Origin of the sequence: Hornefia porci (assembly GCF_001940235.1) — a bacterium.
Lineage (GTDB): Bacteria > Bacillota > Clostridia > Peptostreptococcales > Anaerovoracaceae > Aminicella > Aminicella porci.
On record NZ_MJIE01000001.1, the window covers coordinates 2,569,235 to 2,596,145 of the forward strand.

Below are 26,911 nucleotides of genomic sequence, written 5' to 3' on the forward strand. Positions count from 1 at the left end.
ATCCGGAAACGAATAAGTAAAAACTGCGGAAGGTATTCTAAAACGGACGTTTCTGTTTTTGGCATGGGGATTGCTTTGTACATGTAATAAGAAAACGCTGTCCTCGTTGAAGAAAGGAATACCATGGATAATAATAAAGTATTAGATGAATTCGTAAGAAATTATTACGCACAGATGGCTGAGGGAGTGTACGGAACACCGATTTCTCTTGATCCGGAGGATACGGCTCTGATCCTGATCGATGTTCAGACCTGCGTTACGGAAGAATATTTTGTTGAGGGCTTCAAAGCGATGGGAATGGATGTGGAGCCTCTTATGCCGGCGCTGGATCAGTTAGGTGAGAATATCGGAGAGACGCTTGCAAACATTGAAAGAGTGCTGAACAAATGCAGAGAAAAGGGGATTCGGCCGATTCATATTAAAATAGAATCACTTCTTCCGGATGCAGCGGATACAGGAAGACTGCACAAAGATGCGGGCATGCTCTATCCGCCGGGAACACCCGGTACGGATTTCTGTAAAGAAGCAATGCCGCTGGAAGGAGAACTTGTCTTGAAGAAGACATGTTCCGGATCTGTTGTTGGAACGCCGATCGATCGCATTCTTCGTAATCTGCATATTGACAAGCTGATTGTTGTAGGCTTCTATACAGATCAGTGTGTAAGCACGGCAATCCGGGACTTCAGGGATCTTGGATATCAGGTGGATATGATCGAAGATGCGATGAATGCAATGAGTAAAGAAAGGCACGATAAGGCACTTCAGGCCATTCAGAACATTTATGCAGGCTCGGAAACAACGGAGGAACTGCTGACGCGACTGGAAGAACTGAAATAAGGAATGTTTGCTATGACAAAGGATATCATACGAAAATTCATGCCGAAGGTGATCGAATACAGACGACACTTTCATCAATTTCCCGAACTGAGTTTTGAGGAATTTGAAACGTCGGATTTTATAGCCGAGCAGCTGAAAAAATTGGGTTACAGCGTGCGGACAAATATTGGCGGAACCGGAGTGCTGGCGGTATTGGAGACGGGCGTACCGGGGCCTGTAATCGCATTTCGGGCCGATATGGATGCGCTTCCGGTTTTGGAGGAGAGCGGACTCGATTTTGATTCAAAAAGAGTCGGCGTAATGCATGCATGCGGACATGACGGGCATATGGCAGTGCTTCTGGGAACTGCAATGGTTCTGATGGAACTCCGAGAGCATCTGACGGGCACAATAAAACTGATCTTTCAGCCGGGCGAGGAGGCGAATGGAGGCGCAAAATGTATTATAAACGACGGTGCGTTGAAAAACCCTGACGTTCAGGAAATATATGCGCTTCATATGATGCCGGATGTTCCGACCGGAAGTATTGCGGTCAAGTCGGGATACATGTCGGCAACAGATGATGAGTTTTATATTAAAGTGAAAGGAATGGGAGCGCATTCATCAGAGCCGCAAGAAGGAATTAATGCGATTACTATTGCGTCACAGATTGTCATGAGCCTGAACAGTATTCAGGGAAGCAGTATGAGTCCGTTCGAGGTTGGAACGTTTTCAATATGTAAGATAAATGGCGGAGACGCGATCAACGTGATTCCTGAATATGTTGAAATGAGTGGAATGATCCGCTGTATTGAAAAAAGCAGTAAAATGATGCTCCGTGAAAGAATGGCTGCGATTGTGGAAAATACGGCAAAAGGATTCGGAGGTTCAGCGGAGGTGGATTTTATCCAGGGATTTCCGGCAGTAAATAACGATCCGATGCTGACGGTGAATATTATCAATGCAGCAGAGCGTGTATTGAAAAGCCGGGATGATATAATTATGATTGAGCGTCCTCATATGGGGTCAGAGGATTTCGCTTATTATCAGGAGGAAATCCCCGGTGCGATTTTTATGCTGGGATGCAGACAGGAGAACGCGGAAACAGGAGCCTTGCACAGTGCAGGATTGAATATCAATGAGGATTCACTGCAATATGGGATCGGCATATTCAGCGAGATTGCATTGGAGGTTTGCGGTGTGGTAAGATAGGGAATATGAGGTGACAAATCATGATTGAAATCAGACTTGAAGAATACCGCAGGCGCGCTGCCGCCTACGACGGAGAAAAACTGACGGGGGTGTGCGAATACCAAAGGCATTTTGGCGACTGGATTATTACACACACGGAAACCGACCCCGCTTATGGTGGACAGGGGATTGCAAGACGCCTTGTAGAGTGCGTTCTGAACAAAGCAGAATCGGAGGGCGGTTCCGTGACGACCACCTGCGGCTACGCCAGAAAAGTCATGGCGGAAAGAACAAAATAAGCCATAGCTATGGAGCGCGGAGTATTCTTTTGTTGTGTTCTGAAATGACAAAACCATAACTCGGCATGGTTTCGCAGCTCCAGACCTGCGGGAACCGTCTGCTGAACCTGCCGAGCCCCGTAATCCTGTCAATTTCAAAAATTTTTCAAAGCTCACAGGTCTGTTCGGGCAAATAAATCTATCGAGAGGTATGAACCCGTCTGGCTTCAGTGTCCTGTGGGGATGATGTTTCCGGATGTTGCCACATTTTTGAAAAAACCAAAAATGTGGCAACTCTAACCACTGTCTAACTCGAAATCTCTTGCCAGCCCAACATATCATACTATTCTGAACGGATGTTCGTGTGCCTGTACGCATTCGCTATTTCCTATCACTACTCATGCGCCTCAAAACATTCACTATTCTGGACCGCTCGTGTGTTTCCGCGATGCTGCGCTCTCCGATAGCCTGACGGCAGAGAACTCGTAAGCTCGTAATTGAGTTGAGAAGAAAAATATCTGCAAAACCGCTTGACAAATGATATCAAAATGATATCATTAAGATACAAGGTGTACGTTCGGCAGATGCAAGAGAGAAACCGATGAGAAATCCGGTCGGTCGTGGTCGGTCGGCATGACCGCACACAGCCGGGCTCCAATGGTTAGATTTTGGGAGGACATTGAAATGAAAGAAACTATTTTGACAACGAAAAAACGGGGAATGACGGTTCTGATTTTGGTAATTGTGCTTTATTTTGCGGCGGCGATGCTGTTCTTACGCACAATGGAATTCGGGGGAAGCATTCTGGTCGGCGCGCTGTGCGTGGTATGGTTTTTCCTCGGCTGGATACTGCTGCTCGGACTGAAGATACTGAAGCCGCAGGAGGCGCTGGTTCTGACGCTGTTCGGCAAATATGTCGGAACACTTCGCGGAGAGGGCTTTTACTTTGTGAATCCCTTCTGCACAGGCGTGAACCCGGCGGCGAGGACCAGACTCAGTCAGAGCGGCGATGCCGGAGAAGGCGGAAAGTCTGCTTTTTTCAAGGGGAACAAAGAAAAACCGGATGCGGCTGAACTGGCCAGCAAGAAGATTTCGCTGAAGGTCATGACGCTGAACAACAATGTACAGAAAATCAACGACTGCCTGGGAAATCCGGTTGAGATCGGAATCGCAGTGATGTGGAGAGTAACAGATACGGCGAAAGCGGTTTTCAATGTGGATAATTACAAAGAATACCTGTCGCTTCAGTGTGACAGCGCACTGAGGAACATTGTCCGGAATTATCCGTATGATGTTGCGCCCGGAGTCGATACGACCGGAGACGGCGTTGCGGATGAGGGAAGCCTTCGGGGGTCCAGTGAGATCGTCGCGGCCAGGATTCGGGATGAAATTCAGGAGAAGGTGAACGAAGCCGGTCTGGAGATTATTGACGCAAGAATTACTTATCTCGCTTATGCGACAGAGATTGCGGCGGCTATGCTGCAGAGACAGCAGGCTGCGGCAATCGTGGATGCCCGCACTATGATTGTGGAAGGTGCGGTCGGTATGGTGGAGATGGCTCTGGATCGGCTGAATGAAAAAGAAATTGTTGAACTCGACGAGGAGCGTAAGGCGGCAATGGTCTCCAATCTCATGGTTGTTCTCTGCGGCAATCATGAGGCGCAGCCGATTGTAAATACAGGAAGTCTGTATTAAGGGTGGTCGGCGTATTTTACCCGGGCCGGCGCTTCGGGAACATGGCCGGCCCCATGGTTCATAGAGAGAAGAAGCGACAGAAGACAGAAGGCGAAGCAGGATGAAGAAGAAACAGGTGCCGTTACGGCTCTCGGAAAAACTGTATAATGATATTGTGTCCTGGGCGGAGGATGATTTCCGGTCGGTGAACGGACAGATTGAATACCTGTTGACAGAGTGTGTGAAACAGCGCAAAAAGGACGGAAAATATGTGGGTGAGGAGATTGATGTTCCTCCGAAGCTGGATCTGAGGTGAGCCTGCGAGGTCTCCTGTCAGGAAGTTTATGCCTGACAGGGGATTTTTTTAGTGCGCCCGGCGAGCGCACGTTCTAAAGGGTGAAAGTCCCGAATCCGCCCGGCAGTGGGAAGGATACAGCCGAAGGCAAGGGTGTCCATCGTGAGGTGGAATCTGAAGGAAGCCGGATGTGGGGAAAATACTAACCCATGGGCAAACCTCTGGCCTGACGAACAGAAATCGCATATGAGGCTCTGTATGAGGATAAGGCTGCTAAACAGGTCAAAGTCCAATTACTGCACGGAATCATGCAGTGTAAATGCGGCAGGTAGATGGAGGAAAAGAACGTGTGAGTACCCGGGGAGGTCTCACCAGCAAGGAGACTTGTAGTAACAACGAATGGTGAGAAGTCAGCCGAAGCCATAGTAGCGGGCCAGTCCGTGAAGGGCCGAATCAATAGGAGTCTTGAGTACGACCGGGAAAGGAGGAACGAACTTGAGCACAGAAAACAAGAAAGAAAGCTGCCTGCAAAGGGATAGCGCGGAACGTAAAGAGTATGCAGGAGCGCGCCGTTCATTCCGCCGGATATGGAAGGAAAGGGACAGTGCAGAGCCGGGACTTCTTGAGGCGATACTGGACAGAAGAAATATGAATAAAGCCTACAAGAGAGTGAAGGCAAACAAGGGAGCGCCGGGTGTCGATGGAATGACCATCGAGGAGGCACTGCCTTACTTGCGGGAGCATAAAGATGAACTCATTGGAAGGATATTACGTGGGAAATATACCCCGTCTCCGGTGAGGAGAGTCGAGATCCCGAAACCAAACGGTGGAATACGAAAGCTTGGTATTCCAACTGTCATTGACCGTATCATCCAACAGGCCATCAGTCAGAAACTCATGCCCATCTACGAGCCGAAGTTTTCGGACGGAAGCTATGGCTACCGGCCGGGACGAAGCGCAAAGGATGCGATAAACAGCCTGCAAATAAAAAGTCAAGGCGAAAGTGAAGAACATTGAAAATTTTATACAGGTTGAAAATTAGGTATCAAAACAAGACCACCACCATACTCGTGCTGGTCTGAAAGGGTGTTTATGAAGCTATTCTGAATCCGGAAGAGATAAAAGATATTCTTTCACTCGTCCATAGTAGATTCGTAGAAACTTGTTGGCACCTGCTGTCATGTAGACATAGTAGGGTTTACCCTGAGCTCGTTTCTTATCCAGGAACTGATATACCGGATCATCTTGCGGCATATTCTTGATAAGAGCATCCATTATTTGAAACAGGGTTCTTCGTAGAGCTGCAGATCCACGCTTTGAGGCAGGAACGCTCTTTTGTGCATAGGACCCTGATTCATTTACGCCGGGATCTACGCCGGCAAATGCAGTGATAGCTCCCTTGTGAGTGAAACGTGTGACATCACCGATTTCAGCCATGAGTTGTGGACCGAGCGCTGGCCCAACACCTTTCATATCCATGACGACAGGGTATTCCGGGAGCTTAGATGCAGTATCATTCATGAGCGTGCGAAGTTTCTCGACGGTTGCAGAGGCGTTGTTGAGCTGTTCAATCGCCTGCCTGATGATAAGTTTTGTTATTTCATCCTTTGGAAGTACAGGAAAAAGCTCCTTTGCTTTTCCGTAGATTTCTTCAGTTTTTGCCTGACTGAAGTTATACTTCTTTCTTTTGCACCACTTCTGATAGTGGTCAATAAAGGCATTAAGAGACATCTTGCGAACACAGTCAGCATGCCAGTAAGTGGATGCAAAATCAACCCATTTCTGGCTGCCGTCACTACGCGCGGGGCTGTCAAAGTAAGTGTTAACGCCAGGATAGGTTTGATCAAGGATGCCGATGAGATTATTCTTCATAGCCGTCCTGTGCTTCATGTAGAAGCCAAACTGACGGTTCATGATTTTAAGCTGATTGCGTAATTCATCCATAACACTATACTGTTTCAGATTTTGCCACTTGTCAAGCGCATAGCGTGCAATCTTAACGGCATCCGCCTTATCGGATTTTACTTTACGCAGGGAGTCGTTATCAAAATCCTTGATCAGTTTGGGATTGACGGCGCTGACGAAGAGGTTGGCCTTGGAGAGCTGATGTGCAAGGACTTCGTAATAACGTCCTGTATGCTCCATTACAATCCGAGATTCACCTTCAATAGAATTGATCAGATCAATAAGTGAGTTGATATCACTGGTTGTGTGTTTGATTTCAAAAGGTGTAGAGACAATTTCACCAAATGGTCTCATGATTGCAACCATGCTTTTACCTTTAGAAACATCGATACCTACTGCGTTCATAATTTTGTCACTCCTTAAGATTATTGCAATGGATAAGTACCAGTTTTACTCATTGCCTATTCAATCTACTGTGGTGTGACACGAATTCACCTATGGCGATTCAACCTGCATAAAACGAACGCTGCGAATGAGGAACTGGTTATCAGTCTGTTTAACGGACGCGAAGTCCAAGAGAGGTAGACGATATACCGATTGCTCCATCATTATACAGCTTAAGCAACAAGATGGATAATTCCTTACTGGCTGTAAGGACTATTAACCATAAATATATTGTAGTAGAGTGAAGGAATATGCGGAGAAAGGATACCGCTATGCGGTTAGTCTTGATCTCAGCAAATACTTTGATACGCTGAATCATGAGCGGCTTCTGAATCTGCTGAGAAAGGATATCGATGATGAGAGAGTCATTCAGATCATCAAAAGGTACCTGAAGAGCGGAGTGATGGTGAACGGTGTGGTTATGGAAACAGAGGAAGGTTCGCCCCAGGGCGGAAACCTTTCTCCGCTTCTGGCCAACATTTATCTGGATGAGTTTGACAAAGAGTTCGAGAAGCGCGGGGTACCATGTGTACGCTACGCAGATGACATTGTATTGCTGTCGAGAAGCGAAAGAGCCGCAAAGCGGCTGCTGGAAACGAGCACTTCATATCTGGAAGGGAAGCTGAAGCTGACCGTGAACAAAGAGAAGAGCAAAGTTACCAGTGTTTTCGCTATCCGAAATTTTAAGTACCTCGGCTTCGCACGGGGAAGGAACGGAAGCGGAATATACGTTCGCGTTCATGCGAAGTCGTGGAGAAAGATGAAGGCTAAACTGAAAGATCTCTCTTCCCGGAGATGGGTTCAGAGCGTCATTCCGGCATTGCACAGAATCAAGGTGTACATGCGCGGATGGCTAAATTATTACGGCATAGCCGCAATGAAGAACAGCATCGGAAAACTCAATGGATGGCTGTACCACCGAATCCGGATGTGCATCTGGAAGATGTGGAAACGGCCGCGGTCAAAGATGAAGTATCTGATGAGACTGGGAATCCCGAAATACTATGCCTATATGACGGCAAACAGCCGCAGAGGGTATTGGTTTACATCGGCGACCAGCACAGTCAACAGAGCTTTGTCGAAAGAAATACTGGTACACATCGGATTTTATGATCTATCCGAAGCATACCAGCGAATGCACATCAACTATTGAAAGCGCCGTATACGCGAACCGTACGTACGGTGCTGTGAGAGGACGGGGGAAAACTCCCCCTCCTACTCGATTCCTGTTCTGGCCCAAATCCGGGACAGGGCTTGAATAACCGACGCAATCCTGTAAACTGGTAGTAGAAGGCCCGGGAGATGACGATAGGGCCGGGAGATGACGATAGGGCCCGGGAGATGACGATAGGGCCCGGGAGATGACGATAGGGCCCGGGGGATGACGGCAGGGCCGGGTTTTGTACGATGGAGTGAAAAGAAGTGAAAAGCAATGAAAAATAATTACGGGATTGACCGCGTGATAGAGCCGGCCGGGACAGTGCCGGTCAGCGCGTGGAAAATCGACAACAGCCCCGCGCTCAGGCCCGGGGAGGCCAGAGTGCGTCTGCGGCGGGTGCACATCGACTGGGACAGCTTCCGGCAGATATGTTCCAGCTGTGCTTATGATGACGAGAGAGTAAGGGCAAAGATTCTGTACTTTGTGCAGCGGCGCGGAAAACTGCATAATCCCTTCACAAACAGCGGAGGTACTTTTTCGGGTACAATTGATGAAATATATGACGGTACGGAGCTGCCGGACGGAATCGGCTGCGGCGATGAGATCTGCTGCCAGTCCTCGCTGGCCGGAATTCCTCTGAAAATCCGGCGAATCGACGAGGTGGACTACGATTACGGGCAGATCGTCTGCGACGGAACCGCGATTATTTTTCCGACGACTAATATTCTCCGGACTGTACATGACCTGTCGATGAACTATACACTGGCCGCCCTCAACATCGGAGAAGATCTGTACCGGATCAGCCGGATGATACGGGAGCGCAGAATGTCGAGGATTCTGATCATCGGCCGCGATATTCATACAGTAATGTACTATGCGGAGGCGATCCGGAGAACGGCCGGAGACGGCTGCGGCGTCACGGTTGTGGCGCACAAAAATAAACGGAGCGGAATTTCGGAAAATGAGATACGGAGCATGCTGATTCCGATGGTGCGGCATCTGTATTTCCTGGATCTGTCGGAGCCTCACAACGCGTTCGGATACTTGCTGAAGAAGGAATTCAAATCGGGTTTCATGGACGCGGTGCTGGTCACGGACAATGTTTACGGCGCAGAGACGCTGGCGGCGCTGTCCGTGCGCTCCCACGGGCTGCTGTATTTCGACCTGATGCGGAATAATTCCAGCAACGCCATGCTGGTGGCGGAGGGGCTGGGAAAGGTGGTGTCCATCGCGGCTTCCGACAACAGCGCGGAGAATTATGACCGGTTCACGCTGGGACTCCTTCGCGGAATGAAGCAGAGGCTGGAGAAGCTGAACGCCTTTTATCGTCAGAGAAACGGCAGAACGGTTCTTTGTGACAGCGAGCTCAGTGACAAAACCCTGGAGAAAGCGGCCGGGCTGGAGGAATACATCTTTGAAAGCGAGGTTTCCCGGAATCTGCTCCGGAACGTTCTGAACGTGGCGTGTTTCGACTGCAATGTGATCATTCAGGGTGAGACCGGCGTGGGAAAGGAGAAGATCCTTTCTCTGATCCATCAGAATTCAGAGCGGCGGGACGGGCCCTGCGTCCGGATCAACTGTTCGACCATTCCGGAGGGGCTTGCGGAGTCGGAGTTTTTCGGCTACGAGGAGGGAGCCTTTACCGGGGCGGTCAGCGGAGGGAAAAAAGGGTTTTTCGAGATGGCGGACGGTGGCATTTTGTTCCTGGATGAGATCGGGACCCTACCGCTTTCCATGCAGTCCAAGCTTCTGCGGGTGATTCAGGAGAATCAGTTTTACCGGGTTGGCGGCACGCAGCAGCAGGATGTGAATGTCCGGCTGATCTGTGCCAGCAATGCAGCTCTGAAGGAGCTGGTGGACGAGGGGGCGTTCCGCGAGGATCTCTACTACCGCCTGAATATCTGCACCATCGAGGTGCCGCCGCTTCGGGAGCGGAGATCGGACATTGTCAGGCTCGCATCTCACTTTGTGGAGGAGTGGAATCAGCGTTACCGCATCAGCAAGCATCTCACGTCCGACGCCTATGTGTCGCTTACCTCCTACCCGTGGCCGGGGAACGTGCGGGAGCTCGAGAACGTCATGCATCGTCTCGTCATCAATACCAGGGGCGCGTTTATCAGCGGCGGAGACGTGGACGAGATGCTGAACGCGGAGGAATACCGGGCGGTGGTGACAAAGCTTCGGCGGGAGCAGCTGGAGGACGCCGGCGACAGTGTGAATTATTATGAAATCATGGATGCGCAGGAGAAGAGGCTGATCGAGTATGCTCTGACAAAGGGCGGTACGACCCGCCGGGCGGCGGAAATTATCGGACTGTCCCATTCGACTTTTGCACGAAAAAAACAGAAACACGGCCTGTAAGACTTTGTGCGGGATACAACAAAGAAGAACCCGCCGCAAAAAACCGCCGCGGTCCGGCAAAATACGCCGTTCCGCGACGGGACGCCAGGCTCCCGCCGATTATGGAGGAAGCCTTTTCTGTCAGATTTTGTGCGATACGCACCAGTCGTCCGCTGCAGCGGGCATCTGTGCGGCAGAACCCTATACCAGTTCTCCCGCGTCGGCTTTAGCCTGTTCCTCCGGCGTCATCTTTGTGACCGTGACGCCGACGGCAGCCAGCACGAGAGTAGAGAGCATCATCGCGTAGTTGAAGATCAGATAAGGCATATAAGTGTATGCTGTGATTCCAAGCGTTGCGGCCATGAACATACCGCAGGTATTCCACGGAACCGCGCAGGAGGATACTGTTCCCGCGGATTCCAGCGCGTTGGAAAGGCATTTCGGGTGAATTCCCGCCTTGCGGTACGCAGGCGCAAACATTCTTCCCGGAATCAGGATGGAAATGTACTGCTCCGGCATGACGACGTTGGAGAGCACGCAGGTGAGCTCGGTCGCCGCGACCAGTCCGAATCCGCTCTTGACCTTCTTTGTGATAACCTGAATGATTGCAGACAGCTGTCCGGTGCCTTCCATGATGCCGCCGAACATCATGGCGATGACGGTCATCAGGATGGAGGAAGACATGTTCATCAGACCTCCGGTGGACAGTAGATTGTTCAGCTGTTTGATATCCGTGTTGCAGACAAAGCCGTTCCGCGCGATGTTCAGGATGTCGCCCAGATTGGCGCCGACATGATCCACCTTCAGAGTGTCCGGATCAAAGATAGACAGATCCTGCTGGAAGATCGGAGCCAGAATTGCGCCTGTGATCAGTCCCAGTGTGATTCCCGGAATCGCGGGGATCTTCAGTGCGATCGCTCCGATGACGACGATTGGCGGAATCAGAAGCAGCGGATTGATGTTGAAGGTATCCTTAAGCCCGTTTGCCAGAACTTCAGCCTGTGAGGTGTCCACATTTCCGGTGGACGCATGGGTGAACCCGTATACGCCGAAGAAAATGAGGGCGACAGAGTAGGCAAGGATGGTTGATTTCATCATGTATTTGACGTGAGTGAATACATCGGTGCCTGCCATGGCTGGAGCCAGGTTGGTTGTATCCGACAGGGGCGAAAGCTTGTCGCCGAAATAGGCGCCGGACAGAATCGCTCCGGCGGTCGGCCCCGGAGGCATACCCAGTCCGTGGGCGATGCCCATCAGCGCGAGTCCCATGGTTCCCGCGGTTCCCCAGGACGTTCCGGTTGCCAGTGATGTGATCGAGCAGATCAGCAGAGCGGCGACCAGGAAGATCGACGGGGACAGAAGCTTGAGTCCGTAGTAGATCATGGTCGGGATCGTTCCGCTCAGAAGCCAGACGCCGATCATCATTCCGACGATGCACAGAATGAGAATAGCCTGCATTGCCTTGGAGATTCCGGAGATCATCATCTCCTCAATCTGATTCCATTTATACCCGAGGGACAGCGAAACCAGCGCCGCCACGATTACGCCGATAAACATCGGGACATGCGGGTCTACATGGAAATAGGCAATGCCGACAGACATCACCAGTACCAGAGCTCCGAAGGAGATCAGCGACTGCCATACAGTCGGCGCCTTCGGCGTCTTCATTGTTGTTTCTTTTTCCATTTTGATAATTCCTCCTCATTGATGAATAATGAAAACATAACGCTAATATTAATAAGCACGGTCCGTGCCAACCGGAAAAAAGTCTTTACGCAAATCATTATGAATCATTGGAATCGACTGAAAAATCAACAAATCATCAGCGGCCCCGGAGTGGTTCCGGCTGAAGAAATCTGTCTGTGAAGGCAGGCTGTCTGCCCCAAATCAGAGCCAGAACTGTCTGGCTTGTCCCGATTACGGGACAAAACGGAAAGGGGGACAGACCTTTGCTGCCGCCGACCGGGAGCAGCGGAATAATCGCGGACTGCCTGCGGCCTTCGGGCGGGTTAGCCCTTTATCCGCGAGCGGACCTGTGGTATAGTATAAGTCAGAAAAATGTGTACACAGCACGAAGGAGGAATTATGCTGACTGATGAAATCAGAGCGGAGCTGTTCCGCCTGCAGGATCCGGCGTACCGGGATTTTCAGAGCCACCTGATCCCGACAGTGGCTCCGGAGCGCATGATCGGAGTGAGGACGCCGGAGCTTCGGAAATTCGCGAAGGAACTCGGGAAACGGACGGATACGGATGAATTTCTCGAAAATCTCCCGCACCGATATTTCGATGAGGATCAGCTGCACGCTTTTCTTTTGTCAGAGATGAAGGATTACGGAGAATGTCTTGCGGCGGTGGAAAGGTTTCTTCCCTTTGTCAATAACTGGGCGACCTGTGACCAGATGTCGCCGCGGGTATTCAGGAAACACCGGACAGAGCTGCTTCAGCCGATACGGGACTGGCTGGCGTCGGAGCAGCCTTACACGGTGAGATTCGGCGTCGGGATGCTGATGGAGCATTATCTGGACGGGGACTTCGATCCCACGTATCCGGAGATGGCGGCGCGGCTCCGGTCGGAGGAATATTATGTGAATATGATGATTGCCTGGTATTTTGCCACGGCTCTGGCCAAGCAGTATGAAGCGGTTCTGCCGTTTCTGGAGGAACAGAGACTCGATGTCTGGACGCATAACAAAGCGATACAGAAAGCGATAGAGAGCAGGAGGATCACGCCGGAGCAGAAAGCGTATCTGCGCGGGCTGAAGATAAAACGGCAGAAGTAGGCTGCAGGTCCGGCCTCAGGAAACGCCGGTCTGCATCCGCGCCGCGGACGGGGAAGCCAGGAGAGCGGAGAATAAACACGAGAAAGAAAGAGAAAGAAAGAAAAATAAGAAAGAGAGAAGAGAGAAAGAAAGGATTTGCGATGTCTGGCGATAATAAAGAGAAGAACAAGGTGAAGGCGCGTCTGCTGATTCTGACAAAGATGTTTTATAAGCAGACGGACGAGAATAACGCTATGACCACACGGGAGATTATCGATTACCTTGCGAGGCACGGGGTGCCCGCCAACGAAAAAACGCTTCGGGGGGATATCGCTCTCCTGCAGGAGCTGGGCGTTGATATTGTAAAGGTTGTGAGCCGTCCGAACAGGTATTTCTGGGGAGACCGCCGGTTTGAACTGCCGGAGCTGAAGCTGCTCATTGACGCGGTGGCTTCTTCCCGTTTCATTACGGCGAAGAAGAGCAAAGAGCTGGGAACCAAGCTTTGTTCTCTGGCGAGTGAGAACCAGCAGCGGGAGCTGAAGCGGCACATCTACGCCACCAATCGTGTCAAGTCCGATAATGAAACGATTTATTACATGGTGGACACGATCAATCACGCCATCAATGAGGGCAGGAGAATCCGGTTTCAGTACATCGAGTATACGCCGGAGCTGAAGCCTGTCCTGAGAAATGACGGAGAGGTTTACGAGCTGAGCCCCTACGCGCTCTTCTGGAATGAAGACTACTATTACGCGGTGGGCTGGTCTGACAAGCACGGGAACGTTTCCGCGTTCCGGGTCGATCGGATGAAATCTCCTGAGATGACAGAGGAGCCGGCAGCGGCGCCGCCGAAAAGCTTCAGCCTGGATGATTATTCCAGACGTATCTTCGAGATGTATGATGGCGAGCCGGTGAAGGTGCGCCTGGAGTGCCGGGACAGTCTGGCGAAGTACATCGTGGATCGCTTTGGAACCGAACTGAAGACAAGAGCTCTGCCGGGGAATCGCTTCGTCGTGGACGTGGAGGTTTCCCTCAGCCCGACATTCTATGCATGGGTGTTCCGGTTCGGCGGAGAGATTCGGATTTTGTCACCCCAGAAGGCGGTAATGCATCTGGCGGAGATGGCGCAGCGCATGGTTGAGCTGTCTAGCAGGGAATAGGTCTGCGACAAAAGGATAAATCTGACATTCTCTCGAACAAAGGAAAATTTGGAGTTGTTTGACATATGACAGTGGAAGGCAGAAACATCAGCAGGTTCAATACATCCGGCGCGGAGCTTGAAGAGGGGCTCCGCACGGCGTTTGTCGACGGCATGCAGCAGTCGAATCTCGCGTACAGACCACAGTTCGTTTCAAATGATTATCAGTCTGGAAGAAAGGTCCTCACAACGATCGAGGACGCACTGTTAGACTGCGAGGAATTCAGCTTCAGCGTCGCTTTTGTCACGATGGGCGGAATTGAACCGCTGCTGCAGACCTTCAGGGAGCTGGAGCAGAGAGGCGTCCGGGGACGGATTCTGACCACTGATTACCTCAATTTCAGTGAGCCCGGGGCGTTGGATAAGCTTGCCGGATTTTCCAATATTGAAGTCAGAATGTTTCAGTCGGACGGAACCGCACAGGGGTTTCATACGAAAGGGTACGTGTTTCGAAACAGAGAACTGTACCGGATTTTAGTCGGAAGCTCCAATATGACCCTTTCCGCTCTCACGAAAAACAAAGAGTGGAACACGAAGCTGGTGTCAACTGACCGGGGAGAATTTACACAGGATATCCTTTCTGAATTTGAGCGTCTGTGGAACGACCGGAACAGAACTAGAGAATACCGGGAATTTATCGGACATTACAGAATCCGATATGAGGAAGCCCGCAGACAGCGAAAAATTGCGCTCCAGTCGAATCCGATCGATTTCGAACAGGCGACACTGACGCCGAACAAAATGCAGGTCGGAGTGATTGAGAATGTACGTGAACTCATCAGACAGCACAAACGACGGGCGCTGCTGATTTCCGCGACAGGAACCGGAAAGACCTATGCATCGGCATTTGCTCTGAGGGATCAGAATCCCTCGAGGGTACTCTTTGTGGTTCACCGGGAACAGATTGCCAAACAATCCTTGCAGAGCTACAGAAGAGTCTTCGGCAACAAAGTAAACATGGGCCTGCTTTCCGGAAGCTGCAGAGACTACGATGCGGATTTTTTGTTCTCGACGATGCAGATGATGGCAAAGCCGGAGATTATGGAACGGTTTCCGCCGGATCACTTCGATTGCCTTGTGATTGACGAGGCCCATAAATCCGGCGCGGAAAGCTATCAGAAAATTATTGATTACTATAAACCGGGATTCTGCCTGGGAATGACGGCAAGTCCCGAGCGAACGGACGGATACGATGTCTATCGTCTGTTTGACAATAACATCGCGTATGAAATCCGTCTCCGTCAGGCGATGGAAGAGGATCTGCTCTGTCCGTTCCATTATTTCGGTATTACGGATTTGGAAATAAACGGGGAAGAGATTGACGACAAAAGCAGATTCAATCTCATCACATGCGATGACCGAGTGGATTATGTTCTGCGCCAGGCGCAGTTCTACGGATATAGCGGAGAGCGTATAAAGGGCCTGGTGTTCTGCAGCCGGAAGGATGTTGCACAGGAGCTTTCGAGGAAGTTTAATGAGCGCTGCTTTGAAGGACGTCGACTGAAAACCGCGTTCCTGTCGGGAGAAGATACGCAGGAACAAAGGGAAGAATGTATCAGACGTCTGTCGGGCCCCTCCGGAGAAGATCAGCTGGATTATATCTTCACGGTCGATATTTTCAATGAAGGAATCGATATCCCTGAAGTGAATCAGATTATCATGCTGCGTCCGACGGAAAGTCCTGTTATCTTTGTTCAGCAGCTGGGACGCGGACTGAGAAAGGCGGAGAACAAGGAATATGTTGTGGTGCTCGACTTCATCGCGAATTATTCCCGGAACTACTTGATTCCGATGGCGCTGTCGGGAGATCGGACATATAATAAAGATGCGGTCCGGAAGTATGTTCTGGAAGGGACAAATGTTATTCCGGGAGCGTCAACGATTCATTTTGATGAAATCGCCAGGCGAAAAATCTTTGAATCGATCGACAGCTTCACTGCCGGGAAAAGGCTGATTGTTTCGAAATACCGCGCGTTTCGCCAGAAGCTGGGGCGCGTTCCGACAATACTGGATTTCTACCATTACGGGGAAATCGATCCGATGCTGATTCTGAGCAATTACGGAACATATGACCGCCTGATAAGTGCGATGGAGAAAAAGGATTTCGGATTTACAAACGCGGAGCAGGAGAGTCTGCAGTTCGTTTCTGACTTTCTCGTGAACGGAAAGCGTCCGCATGAATTGCTGATTCTGGAGGCGCTGTGCGAGGACGGTTCGGTGAGTGAACGTATTATTCGGGACTGGCTGGGGACTCGTCGGGAGCCTTTCAGGAAACAGGATTATGATTCGGCACTGAACGTGATGAGCATGGAATTTACGAACGCGCAGTCATACAGAAGGAAGTATGGCGAGGTGGAGTTCTTTGATGCGGAGGAGATGGCGAAGGGACGCAGGATACGGTCGGAGGAGTTCAGGAAGGCGTTGAACAAGCCGGAATACCGGGAGCAGATGCAGGACCTTGTTTCCTTTGGACTGGAGCGTTACCGGGACAAATACGCGACCCATGACGAAGATAATTTTGTCCTGTATGAAAAATATTCCAGAAAGGATGTGTGCAGGCTGCTGAACTGGGAGCATGAAACCAGTGCGACGGTGTTCGGATATACGATCCGTGAAAACTCGTGTCCTATCTTTGTGACCTATAACAAAGCGGCAGATATTTCCTCCGGGATCAATTATGATGACGGCTTTCAGGACGAAGAGAATTTCAGCTGGATGACACGGCATAATGTCAGGCTGGACAGCAAAGAGGCGCAGGATATTATAAATTGTGAGAACGACGGGCTGCGAATCTATCTCTTTGTTAAAAAGAGTGATGACGAGGGAACCGATTTCTATTATATGGGAAGGATGAAACCGACGCACTGGCGCGAAACGGTGCAGAAGGTGGATGAGAACGGGAAAACGGAGCCGATTGTCAATTTCCGCTTTGCGATGGAGCATCGCGTCAGAAATGACATTTATCGATATTTCAGGGAAGATCGCTGAAAACTGTGCGGCAATAGACGAGAAAATATAAGAAGATACAAGGATATACAAGGAGACAGCATGAAATCAATTGAGGTTGTGGCGGCAATCATTCGCAGAAACGGCAGAATCCTGGCGACACAGAGAGGCTATGGAGAGTTTAAGGACGGATGGGAATTCCCCGGCGGAAAAACAGAACGCGGAGAAACTCCGCAGCAGGCTCTCATCCGGGAGATAAAGGAAGAACTGAAATCGGAGATCCGGGTTGGGGAGAAGCTGTGCACAGTTGAATACGACTATCCGAAATTTCATCTGATTATGCACTGCTTCTGGTGTGACTTACTTGATGGCGAGCCGGTTTTGCTGGAGCATGAGGCGGCCAGATGGCTGACCGCGGATGAGTTGAATTCTGTCGACTGGCTGCCGGCGGATGTTCAGGTGGTCGAGGCGATTCTAGCGGACAGCGCGAGCATATCCTGATACTGCTTCAGGGAACGCCGTATCCGGTTCTATTTCGGAGATGAAGCTGCAGAATGTGATTCCTATCATATTTTTATAAGATTTAGTGTGACCGTGAGTTATGATGACTGGAACAGGATTTCCGGCTTCGGCAAAAACGAGAAGCAGACTTGGGAGCCTATAAAATTTTTTTTTTATTTTACGGCTGTTCAGAACGAACGTTTTGTGCTATACTGGATTGAGTTATAAGTCAAGTAATTGAGACGCACAGCGGAGAAGAATATGCTGAAGAATAATATAGAAATGGATGTAAAAATGAGATGTATCGAGAAGTCCACCACTCAGGCGAAGATCGCTGAGAACATCGGTACATCGCCGTCATATGTGAATAAGATCGTCCGCAGCAAAGAACAGATCATGAACAAGACCTTCCTGGCAATGATGGAGGATCTGGGCTTTGACGTGGAACTGCATTATGTGGAGAGGGAAGATAAGAAATGAAGCAGGTCAAGGATAAAGAGTATGAACATTTTCAGCAATACCTCTACAATCAAGCGCATGGCTATATCTGGACGCCCGACACGCTGGAGCTGATCTGCAGCTGGAATGACGGGGATCTGGAACGGATAGGAAAGCAGATTCTGGAAATGGCGGTCAGGCTCCGGAAGAGTGAGGTGGACTTGCTGAAGGACTTCTTGCATGAGGCGATCTTCATTCCAAAAGGGGCGGAGCCACCGGAAAGGGATATCATCGAGAAACCGGAACTGCGTGTTTACACGGATGACTTCGGAACCAGAAAGGGCGATAACTGTCTGGTGGCTGATTTCGGCGGGAAGGTTGTCGGTGCGGTTTGGACACGGATCATGAATGATTATGGCCATGTAGATGATGAAACGCCGTCCTTTGCTATTTCGCTATTCAAGGAATACCGGGGACAGGGCATCGGCTCACAGCTGATGGTGAGGATGTTGGAACTGCTGAAGTGGCAGGGGTATGAGAAGGCTTCCCTGGCGAAACAGAAAGCGAACTATGCTGTGAAGATGTATGAGGATGTCGGGTTCAAGACTGTGGACGAGAATGCCGAAGAATATATTATGGTGTGCGAGTTGTAGAAAAAAGGCAGATGCTTGATTTGGACGGCTACTAAAGAAAAAGTGTTTGAGGTCACAATTTGTGACCTCAAAGATGGAGGTGCAAATGGCAAAAAAGGGACAGGAGCAGACGACGGATATTATTCCTGCGATAGCGGAAACTAAAGATATAAAGAGTCTGATTTATGTTGTTCGTGGGCAGCAGGTGATGTTGGACAGTGATCTTGCGATGCTCTATCAAGTTGAAACAAAAGTTTTCAATCAGGCTGTGACCAGAAATATAGATCGTTTTCCAGAAAATTTCAGATTTCAGCTGACAAAAGAGGAATTTGATGCTTTGAGGTCACAGATTGCAACCTCAAACGGAAGAGGCGGCAGAAGATATAGACCGTACATGTTCACGGAGCAGGGCATAGCCATGTTGTCCGGTGTTCTTCGGAGTGATGTGGCAATTCAGGTGTCGATCCGGATAATGAATACCTTCGTTGAAATGCGGCGTTTCATCGCTAATAATGCACTGCTTTTTGAAAAAGTCAGCAATATAGAATTGAAGCAGCTGGAATACCAGAAAAGCACAGATGAGAAATTTGACAAAGTTTTCCAGTATATTGAGGATCATGCTGAATCAGAGCAAAAGGTGTTCTTTGATGGTCAGATATATGATGCCTTCAGCTTGATTACAACTATAATACAGAAAGCACAGAAGGAAATCATCCTTATTGACGGATATGTTGATGTGGATACTTTGAACATTCTGGCGAAGAAGAATACCGGCGTTGACGTAAAGATTTATACATTTGCGAGCGCACAGCTTACAAATAGGGATGCGGCTAACTTTAATGCACAGTATCCTACATTGACTGTAAAAAAGACGCAGGTGTTCCATGACAGGTTCATTATTCTGGATGGAAAGACGGCTTACCATGTAGGGGCATCCATAAAGGATGCAGGAAAGAAGTGCTTTGGAATTTCGCTGATGGAGGATCCGGGCGTAGTGACAGATTTGCTGAATCGGCTGAAGACGGTATGAATGATACGGATATGTGAAGTCGGTTTTCAGAAGGGAATGAAATTTTTTAAGAAAATCTGATTGTCCCTATTGACAATACGCTGACGAGGCCCATAAATCCGGCGCGGAAAGCTATCAGAAAATTATCGATTACTATAAACCGGGATTCTGCCTGGGAATGACGGCAAGTCCCGAGCGAACGGACGGATACGATGTCTATCGTCTGTTTGACAATAACATCGCGTATGAAATCCGTCTCCGTCAGGCGATGGAAGAGGATCTGCTCTGTCCGTTCCATTATTTCGGTATTACGGATTTGGAAATAAACGGGGAAGAGATTGACAACAAAAGCAGATTCAATCTCATCACATGCGATGACCGAGTGGATTATGTTCTGCGCCAGGCGCAGTTCTACGGATATAGCGGAGAGCGTGTAAAGGGCCTGGTGTTCTGCAGCCGGAAGGATGCTGCACAGGAGCTTTCGAGGAAGTTTAATGAGCGCTGCTTTGAAGGACGTCGACTGAAAACCGCGTTCCTGTCGGGAGAAGATACGCAGGAACGGCAGAATCCTGGCGACACAGAGAGGCTATGGAGAGTTTAAGGACGGATGGGAATTCCCCGGCGGAAAAACAGAACGCGGTGAAACCCCGCAGCAGGCTCTCATCCGGGAGATAAAGGAAGAACTGAAATCGGAGATCCGGGTTGGGGAGAAGCTGTGCACAGTTGAATACGACTATCCGAAATTTCATCTGACCATGCACTGCTTCTGGTGTGATTTGCTTGATGGCGAACCGGTTCTGCTGGAGCATGAGGCGGCCAGATGGCTGACCGCGGATGAGTTGAATTCTGTCGACTGGCTGCCGGCGGATGTTCAGGTGGTCGAGGCGATTCTGGCGGACAGCGCGAGCATATCCTGATACTGCTTCAGGGAATGCCGAATCCGGTTCTATTTCGGAGATGAAGCGGCAGAATGTGATTCCTATCGTATTTTTATAAGATTTAGTGTGATCGTGAGTTATGATGACTGGAACAGGATTTCCCGCTTCGGCAAAAACGAGAAGCAGAAGACAGGGATAGTTGATATTTTTGCCGATAATGTGGTATGCTATACAGTAGATAAGTGTGTTTTTTTGATCTGATTTATGACGGAGGACAGCAGATGCGATACCTTTCGGTTGCAGAGACAGCAAAAAAATGGGATGTGTCGGAGCGTAGTGTTAGAAACTATTGTGCCCAGGGACGTGTGAATGGAGCGTTTCTTACCGGCAAGACCTGGAATATTCCCGAAAATGCAGAAAAAACAGAGCGCATCAACAAGAGAAAAGAAGAACCGATTACTCTCTTGAGTATTCTGAAAGAGCAGAAGGCGAGCAAATACTCCGGCGGAATTTACCATAAGACACAGATTGATTTGACATACAATTCCAACCATATCGAAGGCAGCTGTCTGACTCACGATCAGACCAGGTATATTTTTGAAACCAACACGATCAGCATAGAAAATGAAGTTCTCAATGTTGATGATGTGATTGAAACAGCAAATCATTTCCGTTGCATTGATATGATTATTGATAACGCGAAAGCCTCTTTGACAGAGAAGTGTATCAAAGAGCTTCATCTGATTTTAAAGAACGGAACCAGCGATTCCAGAAAAGACTGGTTCGCAGTTGGCGACTACAAAAAACTTCCAAACGAGGTTGGTGGTATGGATACTGCCCTTCCGGAAGAAGTTGCCGATAAGATGAAAGCGTTACTGACAGAATATAATGCCAGGGAAGAAAAGACTTTAGAGGATATTCTGGACTTTCATGTAAAGTTTGAGCGAATCCATCCGTTCCAGGACGGTAACGGCCGTGTGGGCAGATTGATTATGTTCAAGGAATGCCTGAAATACAATATTGTTCCTTTCATTATTGAGGATAATCTGAAGATGTTCTATTACCGGGGATTGAAAGAGTGGAATAATGAAAAAGGCTACCTGGCAGACACTTGTCTGACCGCACAGGATAAATATAAAACATATTTGGACTATTTCAGGATCGCTTATTAAGAAGGAAGATTTCCGAAGTGTTAAAGGCTCATTCCAAAGTGTCAATTTGACACTTTGGGAAATGAGATATTTTTGTGCGCTCGCCGGACACAAAAAAAACGGAGGCCTGCCGCGGGAAACATTTCGCCAATGTTTCCCGCGGCAGTCTCCATTTTGATTCCATGAAGTCCGCCGTTCAGGACGCGTGCTTTTCTTCCTGTTCGGCCCTTTTTTTGTTGGCGTGGAAATAGAAGCTGATGCTGAAGATGAAGCCTCCCCACAGGAGTCCGCATCCGATAATCATCATGGTAATTGCTGCGCTACTCATACAGTGCCACCTCCTTTGTGGTCAGCGGATCAAGGGTCGCATAGCCCTCGCGGCTCTTCGCGTTGTTCAGCACGATGGCGCCGATGACGACGATCAGCAGAGAGCCCCATCCGAAAATATTGATATCCAGCTGGCTGTATTCACCGTAGCCGTTGAGCACGAAGCCGCGGGTGTTCAGGAAGGTCATGATGCCCAGCATGATCACCGTGACGAACTTCAGGCAGCCGATGAACCAGACCTTGGAAGCCGGGAAGTTGGAATAGCGGTTTGCCATCTGACGGATGCGCTCCAGCTTGAAGAACCAGCCGACCAGGATCAGCTCAAGGAATCCGGAAACGGCGAGTCCGATATTGTTGATGAAGGCGTCCAGGATATCCAGGATGTTCAGCCCGGCACCCGTGATGAAGAAGATGCTCAGGAGGAACGCCGGAACCAGTGTGAAGGTGACAGCTCTGTTGTGGGAAATCTCGAATTTGTCTTTCACTGCGGTGACGATTACCTGAGAAATCGATACCAGCGAGGTGATACCGGCCACGAACAGCGCGCCGAAGAAGCATACGCCGGTCAGCGCCTGCATGGTGGGCAGAGAACTGATGGCGGTCGGGAAGGTCATGAAGGCCAGTCCGACGCCGGCGCCTGCAACCTGTTCGACAGGCACGCCCTGGGAATACGCCATGAAACCGATAATGCTGAAGACGCCGATGCCGGCGAACAGCTCGAACCCGTGGTTTGCGGTCGCAGTGATGAACGCGCTGTTGACCACGTCAGTTTCCATCGGCAGATAGCTGGAATAAGAAATCATGATTCCGAAAGCGATGGACAGACTGTAGAAGATCTGGCCGTAGGCCGCGATCCAGACATTCGGTTTGGTTAGCGAGGACCAGTCAGGATTGAACATGTACTGCAGACCGTCTGCCGCATGGGGCAGCGTGATTCCGCGGATGACCAGGACGCAGGTCAGCACCATCAGGATCGGCAGTCCGATCTTGCAGGCCATTTCGACGCCTCTGGAGATGCCGCGGTACATGATGACCGCCGCCAGCGCCCATACGACGATGAACGGGATCAGAAGATTGGTCTGGATTCCGCCCAGGGTATGTGCGTTCGCGGTTACGCCCAGGAATTTAACAAAGAATTTCGTCGGATCTGAACCCCACGCCTGTGTAAAGGAAAAACCGACGTAGGACAGTGTCCATACGATAATCGCGAAATAATAGATCAGAATCATGAAGGAAATCATGACCTGTACCCAGCCAAGCCATTCAAAACGGCGGTTCAGCCGGGCCAGTGCGGCGGGGGCGCCGCCGCGGTAGGATTTACCGATGGTATACTCCATGATTAAAATCGGGATTCCCGCCGTGATGATGGCGATCAGGTAAGGCAGAAGGAAGGCTCCGCCTCCGTTATTTGCCGCCACGTACGGAAATCGCCAGAGATTGCCCAGGCCAACGGCAGAGCCGATTGCCGAGACAATAAAACCAACTTTAGAATTCCATTGTTCTCTCATTTACACTCTCCTCATTTCGAACTCAAAAACTCAGGTTTCATAATAATTGCATTATTCGCGCATGTATAGATACAAACGCAAAGACAATTATATAAAAACGGCATGAAAATGTCAATATCAATAATTTATTCGACAGAAATTTGTTCGCAAAAACAAAATACGGCCGCTGCGCCAGAGGGTTTTCGTCCCGAACCACGAATTTAAGAGTCTCTTCGCAGGGATGTTCGGGGGATTTTCGCGGCCCTCCCTCGGGGGCTTTTCGCGGGCCCCGGCGCAGATTTTTTTGTTGCCGGAGACTCCATGAACCGATTGATTTTCGCGTGCATCTCTGCTAAACTTGCAGTATACGGAAGAGAATATCTGGAAGCCTGCTAATAAAATGTCAAGCAGGAATTTGGGAGGAGAATATCTGATGAACGATAAAATTACAGATTCCATCGTCTATGTCGGTGTGAATGATTACGATATCGATCTGTTTGAGGGACATTATGTTGTTCCGGAGGGGATGGCGTACAACTCCTACGTGATTCTGGATCAGAAGGTTGCGGTCATGGACACCGTCGACCAGAGGAAGACGTCAGAGTGGCTTCAGAATGTCTACTGTGTCCTTCAGGGGCGCCGGCCGGATTATCTCGTTGTACAGCATATGGAACCGGATCATTCCGCATCGATTCAGGCGTTTCTGAATACGTACCCGGAGACGACGGTGGTCGGCAACAGCAAGATCTTTCAGATGATTCATCAGTTCTTCCCGGAGCTCACGCTGAAAAACAAGCTGGAGGTCGGAGACGGGGATACGCTGCGGCTGGGAACCCATGAACTGACTTTTGTGTTCGCTCCCATGGTTCATTGGCCTGAGGTGATGGTTACATACGATGCGGCGGATCGGGTTCTGTTCTCTGCGGACGGATTCGGGAAATTCGGATCCCGGGATGCGGGCGGTGACTGGGCCTGCGAGGCGAGACGCTATTATTTCGGTATCGTCGGCAAATACGGGGAGCAGGTACAGAATCTGCTGAAGAAGGCCGCCGGTCTGGACATTGCGATGATCTGCCCTCTGCACGGCCCGGTGCTGACGGAGAATCTCGGCTATTATCTGGGACTGTACGACACCTGGTCCAGCTACCAGCCGGAGGATGACGGTGTGTGCATCTGTTATACCTCTGTTTACGGGCATACAAAGAAGGCCGCGGAGATGCTCTGCACTGAGCTGCAGGATAAAGGCGTTCCGGAGGTGGTGCTCCACGATCTGGCCAGAAGCGATATTTCGGAGTGCGTTGAGGATGCGTTCCGTCTGGATAAGCTTGTGCTGGCCACCACGACCTTCAACTCGGAGATCTTCCCGTTCATGCGGGAGTTCATCGATCATCTGGTGGAGCGCAACTATCAGAAGCGGACTGTCGCGCTGATTGAAAACGGTTCCTGGGCACCGAACGCCATTAATGTCATGAAGGCAGCCTTCAGGGATTCCAGGGATATTTTGTTTACGGAGAATAATGTAACGATTCTGTCCGCGCTGAATCAGGAGAGCACGGAGAAACTCCATGCGCTGGCGGATGAACTGGCCATGGATTATGCCGGCGCGCAGATCAGCCGCAGACAGACCATCGATCCGACGGCGCAGTTCCGCATCGGCTACGGACTTTACGTGGTGACCTGCAACGACGGGAATAAACACAACGGACAGATCGTGAACACGGTTTCACAGGTGGCTTCTAATCCGGATCGGTTCGCCGTGAACCTGAATAAATCCAATTACACTGCGGAGGTGATTTACCGGACCGGCGTGCTGAATGTCTGCGTGCTGAATCAGCAGGCTCCCTTCCGGATCTTTGAGCACTTCGGCTTTCAGTCCGGTCGTGATGTGGACAAGTTCGCGGATTACCGGCACTACGGGATTTCCTCCAACGGGCTGGCGTATCTGAGCAGGTATGCCAACGCCTATCTGTCCATGAAAGTGACCGGAATCGTGGATATGGGCTCTCACTGGATGTTCGTCTGTGAGCTGACGGAATCCGCGGTGCTGAATTCTGTGGAAACGATGACCTATTCCTGGTATCAGCAGAACGTCAAACCGAAGCCCGAGGCGAAGGGCAAGGGCTGGGTGTGCAGCGTCTGCGGGTACGTCTATGAGGGAGAGGAGCTTCCCGAGGACTTCATCTGTCCGCTGTGCAAGCATCCGGCAAGCGACTTCCGCAGGCTGTAACGGCAGGTACTGTTCGCCGGTGCGCACTGGAGTATATCATGCCTGCACTGTTCGCTGGCATACAAATTGCAACTTATATGGCCAAAGTAAATCTGCCGCCCGGGGGAACTGATCCGGGTGAAATGACGGAGGCCTGATGAAATGACAGGGATGAAGCCCTGCCCGGAGAGGGCGGGGCTTCTGCATTTCCGGCCCGGGGCGGCAGGATTTCTGCAACACTGTTGCAGAGGGACAACAAAGAAATAACCCGAAGAAAGAATACCGGAGGTGGGTCAATGAAATTTGCATTTGTGGGAACCGGAATGATCGGTTCCGGTCTGGCTGTGAACGCTGCGCTGAGAGGTCAGGATGTGGTGCTGTACGATGTCGCGGAGCCGGAAGTGGTGAAGGGAACTGTCAGGAAGGTTCTGGATATCCTCGTGGAGGCGGGAGCTGTCGACAGAGAAAAAGCGGACGAGACTTTGTCGAAGATGTCGTTCACAAAGGATCTTGCGGAAGCCGTGACCGGGGCTGATTTTGTACAGGAATGTGTGCCGGAGAAGCTTGAGCTCAAGCATGCGACGTATCGTCAGATTCAGGAAATCTGCGGCGACAGCACAGTCATCGCCAGCTCGACAAGCGGCATGTTTCCGTCCGCGCTGGCGGAGGGCGCGCTCTATCCGGAGCGGATTATTGTAGGGCATCCGTACAATCCGTCGTATCTGCTGCCGCTGATCGAAATCTGCGGACCCCACGCGCCGCAGGAAACCATTGACCGGGCGCTGGAGGCTTACCGGGCGATGGGCAAGGAGCCTGTGGTCTGCCGCAAAGAGGTGACGGGCTTTATCGTCAACAGTCTTTCCTGGGGAGTGATGGACGGTGCGATTGACAAGGTTCTGGACGGCGTCTGTGATGTCGAGGATGTGGATAAGGCTGTCATGTACGGACCGGGACTGCGGATGGCGGTGACCGGGCAGCTTCTGACCATGTCCATGGGCGTGCAGGGCGGATTCAGGGAGATGGCGGAGAAATACGGAAAGACCGCTGCCCGCCGGCCGGATCAGATTGAACACTACGGTCAGATTGCGGATGGAGTGGACGCGGAGATCGCGGACCGGTCCGACGCGCAGGGCAGAACCGTGGAGGAAATCACTAAATTCCGTGACAAAGCGTTTGTCGAGCTCCTGAAGCTGCAGGGGAAGCTGTAATCGGCGTCTGTTCGTTAAGTCTCCGTCGGATTTAATGAGTGCTGACGGCAGATTCGGGTATCGAAAAA

The 26,911-nt window shown here is 50.4% G+C and carries 23 protein-coding genes and 1 pseudogene; 20 read left to right on the plus strand and 4 right to left on the minus strand.

Annotation, left to right across the window (positions count from 1 at the left end; translation table 11 throughout):
- Window positions 1–123 precede the first annotated feature (123 nt).
- The 6 genes from BHK98_RS11885 to BHK98_RS11915 all read left to right on the plus strand — a co-directional run bounded on the left by BHK98_RS11885 (window position 124) and on the right by BHK98_RS11915 (window position 5,271).
- On the plus strand, window positions 124–837 hold the full coding sequence (locus tag BHK98_RS11885) for a cysteine hydrolase family protein (RefSeq protein ID WP_075714483.1): 714 nt from the start codon (window positions 124–126) through the stop codon (window positions 835–837).
- A 12-nt stretch (window positions 838–849) separates the two neighbouring features.
- Window positions 850–2,028 carry a M20 metallopeptidase family protein gene (locus BHK98_RS11890; protein WP_075714485.1) on the plus strand — a complete coding sequence of 393 codons (1,179 nt, stop codon included), beginning with the start codon at window positions 850–852 and terminating at the stop codon, window positions 2,026–2,028.
- 20 nt (window positions 2,029–2,048) lie between these two features.
- Window positions 2,049–2,306 carry a GNAT family N-acetyltransferase gene (locus BHK98_RS11895; protein WP_202816879.1) on the plus strand — a complete coding sequence of 86 codons (258 nt, stop codon included), beginning with the start codon at window positions 2,049–2,051 and terminating at the stop codon, window positions 2,304–2,306.
- Window positions 2,307–2,969: 663 nt separating this feature from the next.
- Entirely contained in the window at window positions 2,970–3,980 is a 1,011-nt protein-coding gene (locus BHK98_RS11900; protein WP_075714487.1) for an SPFH domain-containing protein, read from the plus strand.
- Window positions 3,981–4,080: 100 nt separating this feature from the next.
- Complete coding sequence (locus BHK98_RS11905) at window positions 4,081–4,275, plus strand: type II toxin-antitoxin system antitoxin (RefSeq protein WP_075714489.1); 195 nt, start codon at window positions 4,081–4,083, stop codon at window positions 4,273–4,275.
- A 474-nt stretch (window positions 4,276–4,749) separates the two neighbouring features.
- On the plus strand, window positions 4,750–5,271 hold the full coding sequence (locus BHK98_RS11915; protein WP_083628287.1) for a reverse transcriptase domain-containing protein: 522 nt from the start codon (window positions 4,750–4,752) through the stop codon (window positions 5,269–5,271).
- 81 nt (window positions 5,272–5,352) lie between these two features.
- Here the strand turns inward: BHK98_RS11915 and BHK98_RS11920 are convergent, their stop codons facing one another.
- Window positions 5,353–6,564, minus strand: coding sequence for an IS110 family RNA-guided transposase (locus BHK98_RS11920; protein ID WP_075714493.1), 1,212 nt, complete (start codon window positions 6,562–6,564; stop codon window positions 5,353–5,355).
- Between the two features lie 280 nt (window positions 6,565–6,844).
- Here BHK98_RS11920 and BHK98_RS11925 point away from each other — a divergent pair, with 280 nt between their 5' ends.
- Window positions 6,845–7,756, plus strand: a complete 912-nt coding sequence (locus tag BHK98_RS11925; RefSeq protein WP_342718833.1) for a reverse transcriptase domain-containing protein — start codon at window positions 6,845–6,847, stop codon at window positions 7,754–7,756.
- A gap of 279 nt (window positions 7,757–8,035) precedes the next feature.
- Window positions 8,036–10,123 (plus strand): sigma-54 interaction domain-containing protein, encoded by a 2,088-nt coding sequence (locus tag BHK98_RS11930; RefSeq protein ID WP_075714497.1) that lies wholly within the window; start codon window positions 8,036–8,038, stop codon window positions 10,121–10,123.
- A gap of 180 nt (window positions 10,124–10,303) precedes the next feature.
- Here BHK98_RS11930 and nhaC read toward each other — a convergent pair whose 3' ends face one another.
- Complete coding sequence (nhaC, locus tag BHK98_RS11935) at window positions 10,304–11,788, minus strand: Na+/H+ antiporter NhaC (RefSeq protein ID WP_075714499.1); 1,485 nt, start codon at window positions 11,786–11,788, stop codon at window positions 10,304–10,306.
- A 399-nt stretch (window positions 11,789–12,187) separates the two neighbouring features.
- Here nhaC and BHK98_RS11940 point away from each other — a divergent pair, with 399 nt between their 5' ends.
- The 10 genes and pseudogenes from BHK98_RS11940 (at window position 12,188) to BHK98_RS11985 (ending at window position 21,636) form a co-directional block, all read left to right on the plus strand.
- A complete protein-coding gene (locus BHK98_RS11940; protein WP_075714501.1) occupies window positions 12,188–12,883 on the plus strand; it encodes a DNA alkylation repair protein in 696 nt (231 codons plus the stop codon).
- A 140-nt stretch (window positions 12,884–13,023) separates the two neighbouring features.
- Window positions 13,024–14,022: a helix-turn-helix transcriptional regulator gene (locus BHK98_RS11945; protein ID WP_083628290.1), complete on the plus strand. Its 999-nt coding sequence runs from the start codon at window positions 13,024–13,026 to the stop codon at window positions 14,020–14,022.
- 65 nt (window positions 14,023–14,087) lie between these two features.
- Complete coding sequence (locus tag BHK98_RS11950) at window positions 14,088–17,048, plus strand: DEAD/DEAH box helicase (protein ID WP_075714503.1); 2,961 nt, start codon at window positions 14,088–14,090, stop codon at window positions 17,046–17,048.
- A 60-nt stretch (window positions 17,049–17,108) separates the two neighbouring features.
- Window positions 17,109–17,507 carry a (deoxy)nucleoside triphosphate pyrophosphohydrolase gene (locus tag BHK98_RS11955; protein WP_075714505.1) on the plus strand — a complete coding sequence of 133 codons (399 nt, stop codon included), beginning with the start codon at window positions 17,109–17,111 and terminating at the stop codon, window positions 17,505–17,507.
- 261 nt (window positions 17,508–17,768) lie between these two features.
- Window positions 17,769–17,987 (plus strand): helix-turn-helix domain-containing protein, encoded by a 219-nt coding sequence (locus BHK98_RS11960; protein ID WP_075714507.1) that lies wholly within the window; start codon window positions 17,769–17,771, stop codon window positions 17,985–17,987.
- On the plus strand, window positions 17,984–18,598 hold the full coding sequence (locus BHK98_RS11965) for a GNAT family N-acetyltransferase (protein WP_083628292.1): 615 nt from the start codon (window positions 17,984–17,986) through the stop codon (window positions 18,596–18,598). The genes BHK98_RS11960 and BHK98_RS11965 overlap by 4 nt, the downstream gene beginning before the upstream one ends.
- A gap of 85 nt (window positions 18,599–18,683) precedes the next feature.
- Entirely contained in the window at window positions 18,684–19,607 is a 924-nt protein-coding gene (locus tag BHK98_RS11970) for an ORF6N domain-containing protein (protein ID WP_075714509.1), read from the plus strand.
- A 94-nt stretch (window positions 19,608–19,701) separates the two neighbouring features.
- Window positions 19,702–20,187, plus strand: a pseudogene (locus BHK98_RS11975) (DEAD/DEAH box helicase); the annotation flags it as partial.
- A complete protein-coding gene (locus BHK98_RS11980; protein ID WP_465250959.1) occupies window positions 20,156–20,503 on the plus strand; it encodes a (deoxy)nucleoside triphosphate pyrophosphohydrolase in 348 nt (115 codons plus the stop codon). The pseudogene BHK98_RS11975 and the gene BHK98_RS11980, both read left to right, overlap by 32 nt.
- A 242-nt stretch (window positions 20,504–20,745) precedes the next feature.
- Window positions 20,746–21,636 carry a Fic family protein gene (locus BHK98_RS11985; protein ID WP_075714514.1) on the plus strand — a complete coding sequence of 297 codons (891 nt, stop codon included), beginning with the start codon at window positions 20,746–20,748 and terminating at the stop codon, window positions 21,634–21,636.
- A gap of 175 nt (window positions 21,637–21,811) precedes the next feature.
- On the opposite strand, the gene BHK98_RS13415 is transcribed toward BHK98_RS11985, so the two are convergent.
- Together BHK98_RS13415 and BHK98_RS11990 are read right to left on the minus strand one after the other, a co-directional pair.
- A complete protein-coding gene (locus BHK98_RS13415; RefSeq protein ID WP_143404588.1) occupies window positions 21,812–21,943 on the minus strand; it encodes a MetS family NSS transporter small subunit in 132 nt (43 codons plus the stop codon).
- Window positions 21,936–23,450, minus strand: coding sequence for a sodium-dependent transporter (locus tag BHK98_RS11990; protein WP_075714516.1), 1,515 nt, complete (start codon window positions 23,448–23,450; stop codon window positions 21,936–21,938). The genes BHK98_RS13415 and BHK98_RS11990 overlap by 8 nt, the downstream gene beginning before the upstream one ends.
- Before the next feature lie 412 nt (window positions 23,451–23,862).
- Between BHK98_RS11990 and BHK98_RS11995 the strand changes: the two genes are divergently transcribed.
- Together BHK98_RS11995 and BHK98_RS12000 are read left to right on the plus strand one after the other, a co-directional pair.
- Window positions 23,863–25,656, plus strand: coding sequence for a flavin reductase (locus tag BHK98_RS11995; protein WP_075714518.1), 1,794 nt, complete (start codon window positions 23,863–23,865; stop codon window positions 25,654–25,656).
- Window positions 25,657–25,931: 275 nt separating this feature from the next.
- Entirely contained in the window at window positions 25,932–26,843 is a 912-nt protein-coding gene (locus BHK98_RS12000) for a 3-hydroxyacyl-CoA dehydrogenase family protein (protein WP_075714520.1), read from the plus strand.
- Window positions 26,844–26,911: the final 68 nt, after the last annotated feature.

Bases quoted from the DNA above. Each gene is read 5' to 3' on its own strand.
- BHK98_RS11960 (WP_075714507.1), top strand. From the start codon at position 17,769: ATGCTGAAGAATAATATAGAAATGGATGTAAAAATGAGATGTATCGAG.
- BHK98_RS11990 (WP_075714516.1), bottom strand. From the start codon at position 23,450: ATGAGAGAACAATGGAATTCTAAAGTTGGTTTTATTGTCTCGGCAATC.
- BHK98_RS11995 (WP_075714518.1), top strand. From the start codon at position 23,863: ATGAACGATAAAATTACAGATTCCATCGTCTATGTCGGTGTGAATGAT.
- BHK98_RS11945 (WP_083628290.1), top strand. From the start codon at position 13,024: ATGTCTGGCGATAATAAAGAGAAGAACAAGGTGAAGGCGCGTCTGCTG.
- BHK98_RS11940 (WP_075714501.1), top strand. From the start codon at position 12,188: ATGCTGACTGATGAAATCAGAGCGGAGCTGTTCCGCCTGCAGGATCCG.
- BHK98_RS11885 (WP_075714483.1), top strand. From the start codon at position 124: ATGGATAATAATAAAGTATTAGATGAATTCGTAAGAAATTATTACGCA.
- BHK98_RS13415 (WP_143404588.1), bottom strand. From the start codon at position 21,943: ATGAGTAGCGCAGCAATTACCATGATGATTATCGGATGCGGACTCCTG.
- BHK98_RS11985 (WP_075714514.1), top strand. From the start codon at position 20,746: ATGCGATACCTTTCGGTTGCAGAGACAGCAAAAAAATGGGATGTGTCG.
- BHK98_RS11890 (WP_075714485.1), top strand. From the start codon at position 850: ATGACAAAGGATATCATACGAAAATTCATGCCGAAGGTGATCGAATAC.
- BHK98_RS11930 (WP_075714497.1), top strand. From the start codon at position 8,036: ATGAAAAATAATTACGGGATTGACCGCGTGATAGAGCCGGCCGGGACA.
- BHK98_RS11895 (WP_202816879.1), top strand. From the start codon at position 2,049: ATGATTGAAATCAGACTTGAAGAATACCGCAGGCGCGCTGCCGCCTAC.
- BHK98_RS11965 (WP_083628292.1), top strand. From the start codon at position 17,984: ATGAAGCAGGTCAAGGATAAAGAGTATGAACATTTTCAGCAATACCTC.
- BHK98_RS11920 (WP_075714493.1), bottom strand. From the start codon at position 6,564: ATGAACGCAGTAGGTATCGATGTTTCTAAAGGTAAAAGCATGGTTGCA.
- nhaC (WP_075714499.1), bottom strand. From the start codon at position 11,788: ATGGAAAAAGAAACAACAATGAAGACGCCGAAGGCGCCGACTGTATGG.
- BHK98_RS11905 (WP_075714489.1), top strand. From the start codon at position 4,081: ATGAAGAAGAAACAGGTGCCGTTACGGCTCTCGGAAAAACTGTATAAT.
- BHK98_RS12000 (WP_075714520.1), top strand. From the start codon at position 25,932: ATGAAATTTGCATTTGTGGGAACCGGAATGATCGGTTCCGGTCTGGCT.
- BHK98_RS11970 (WP_075714509.1), top strand. From the start codon at position 18,684: ATGGCAAAAAAGGGACAGGAGCAGACGACGGATATTATTCCTGCGATA.
- BHK98_RS11950 (WP_075714503.1), top strand. From the start codon at position 14,088: ATGACAGTGGAAGGCAGAAACATCAGCAGGTTCAATACATCCGGCGCG.
- BHK98_RS11900 (WP_075714487.1), top strand. From the start codon at position 2,970: ATGAAAGAAACTATTTTGACAACGAAAAAACGGGGAATGACGGTTCTG.
- BHK98_RS11955 (WP_075714505.1), top strand. From the start codon at position 17,109: ATGAAATCAATTGAGGTTGTGGCGGCAATCATTCGCAGAAACGGCAGA.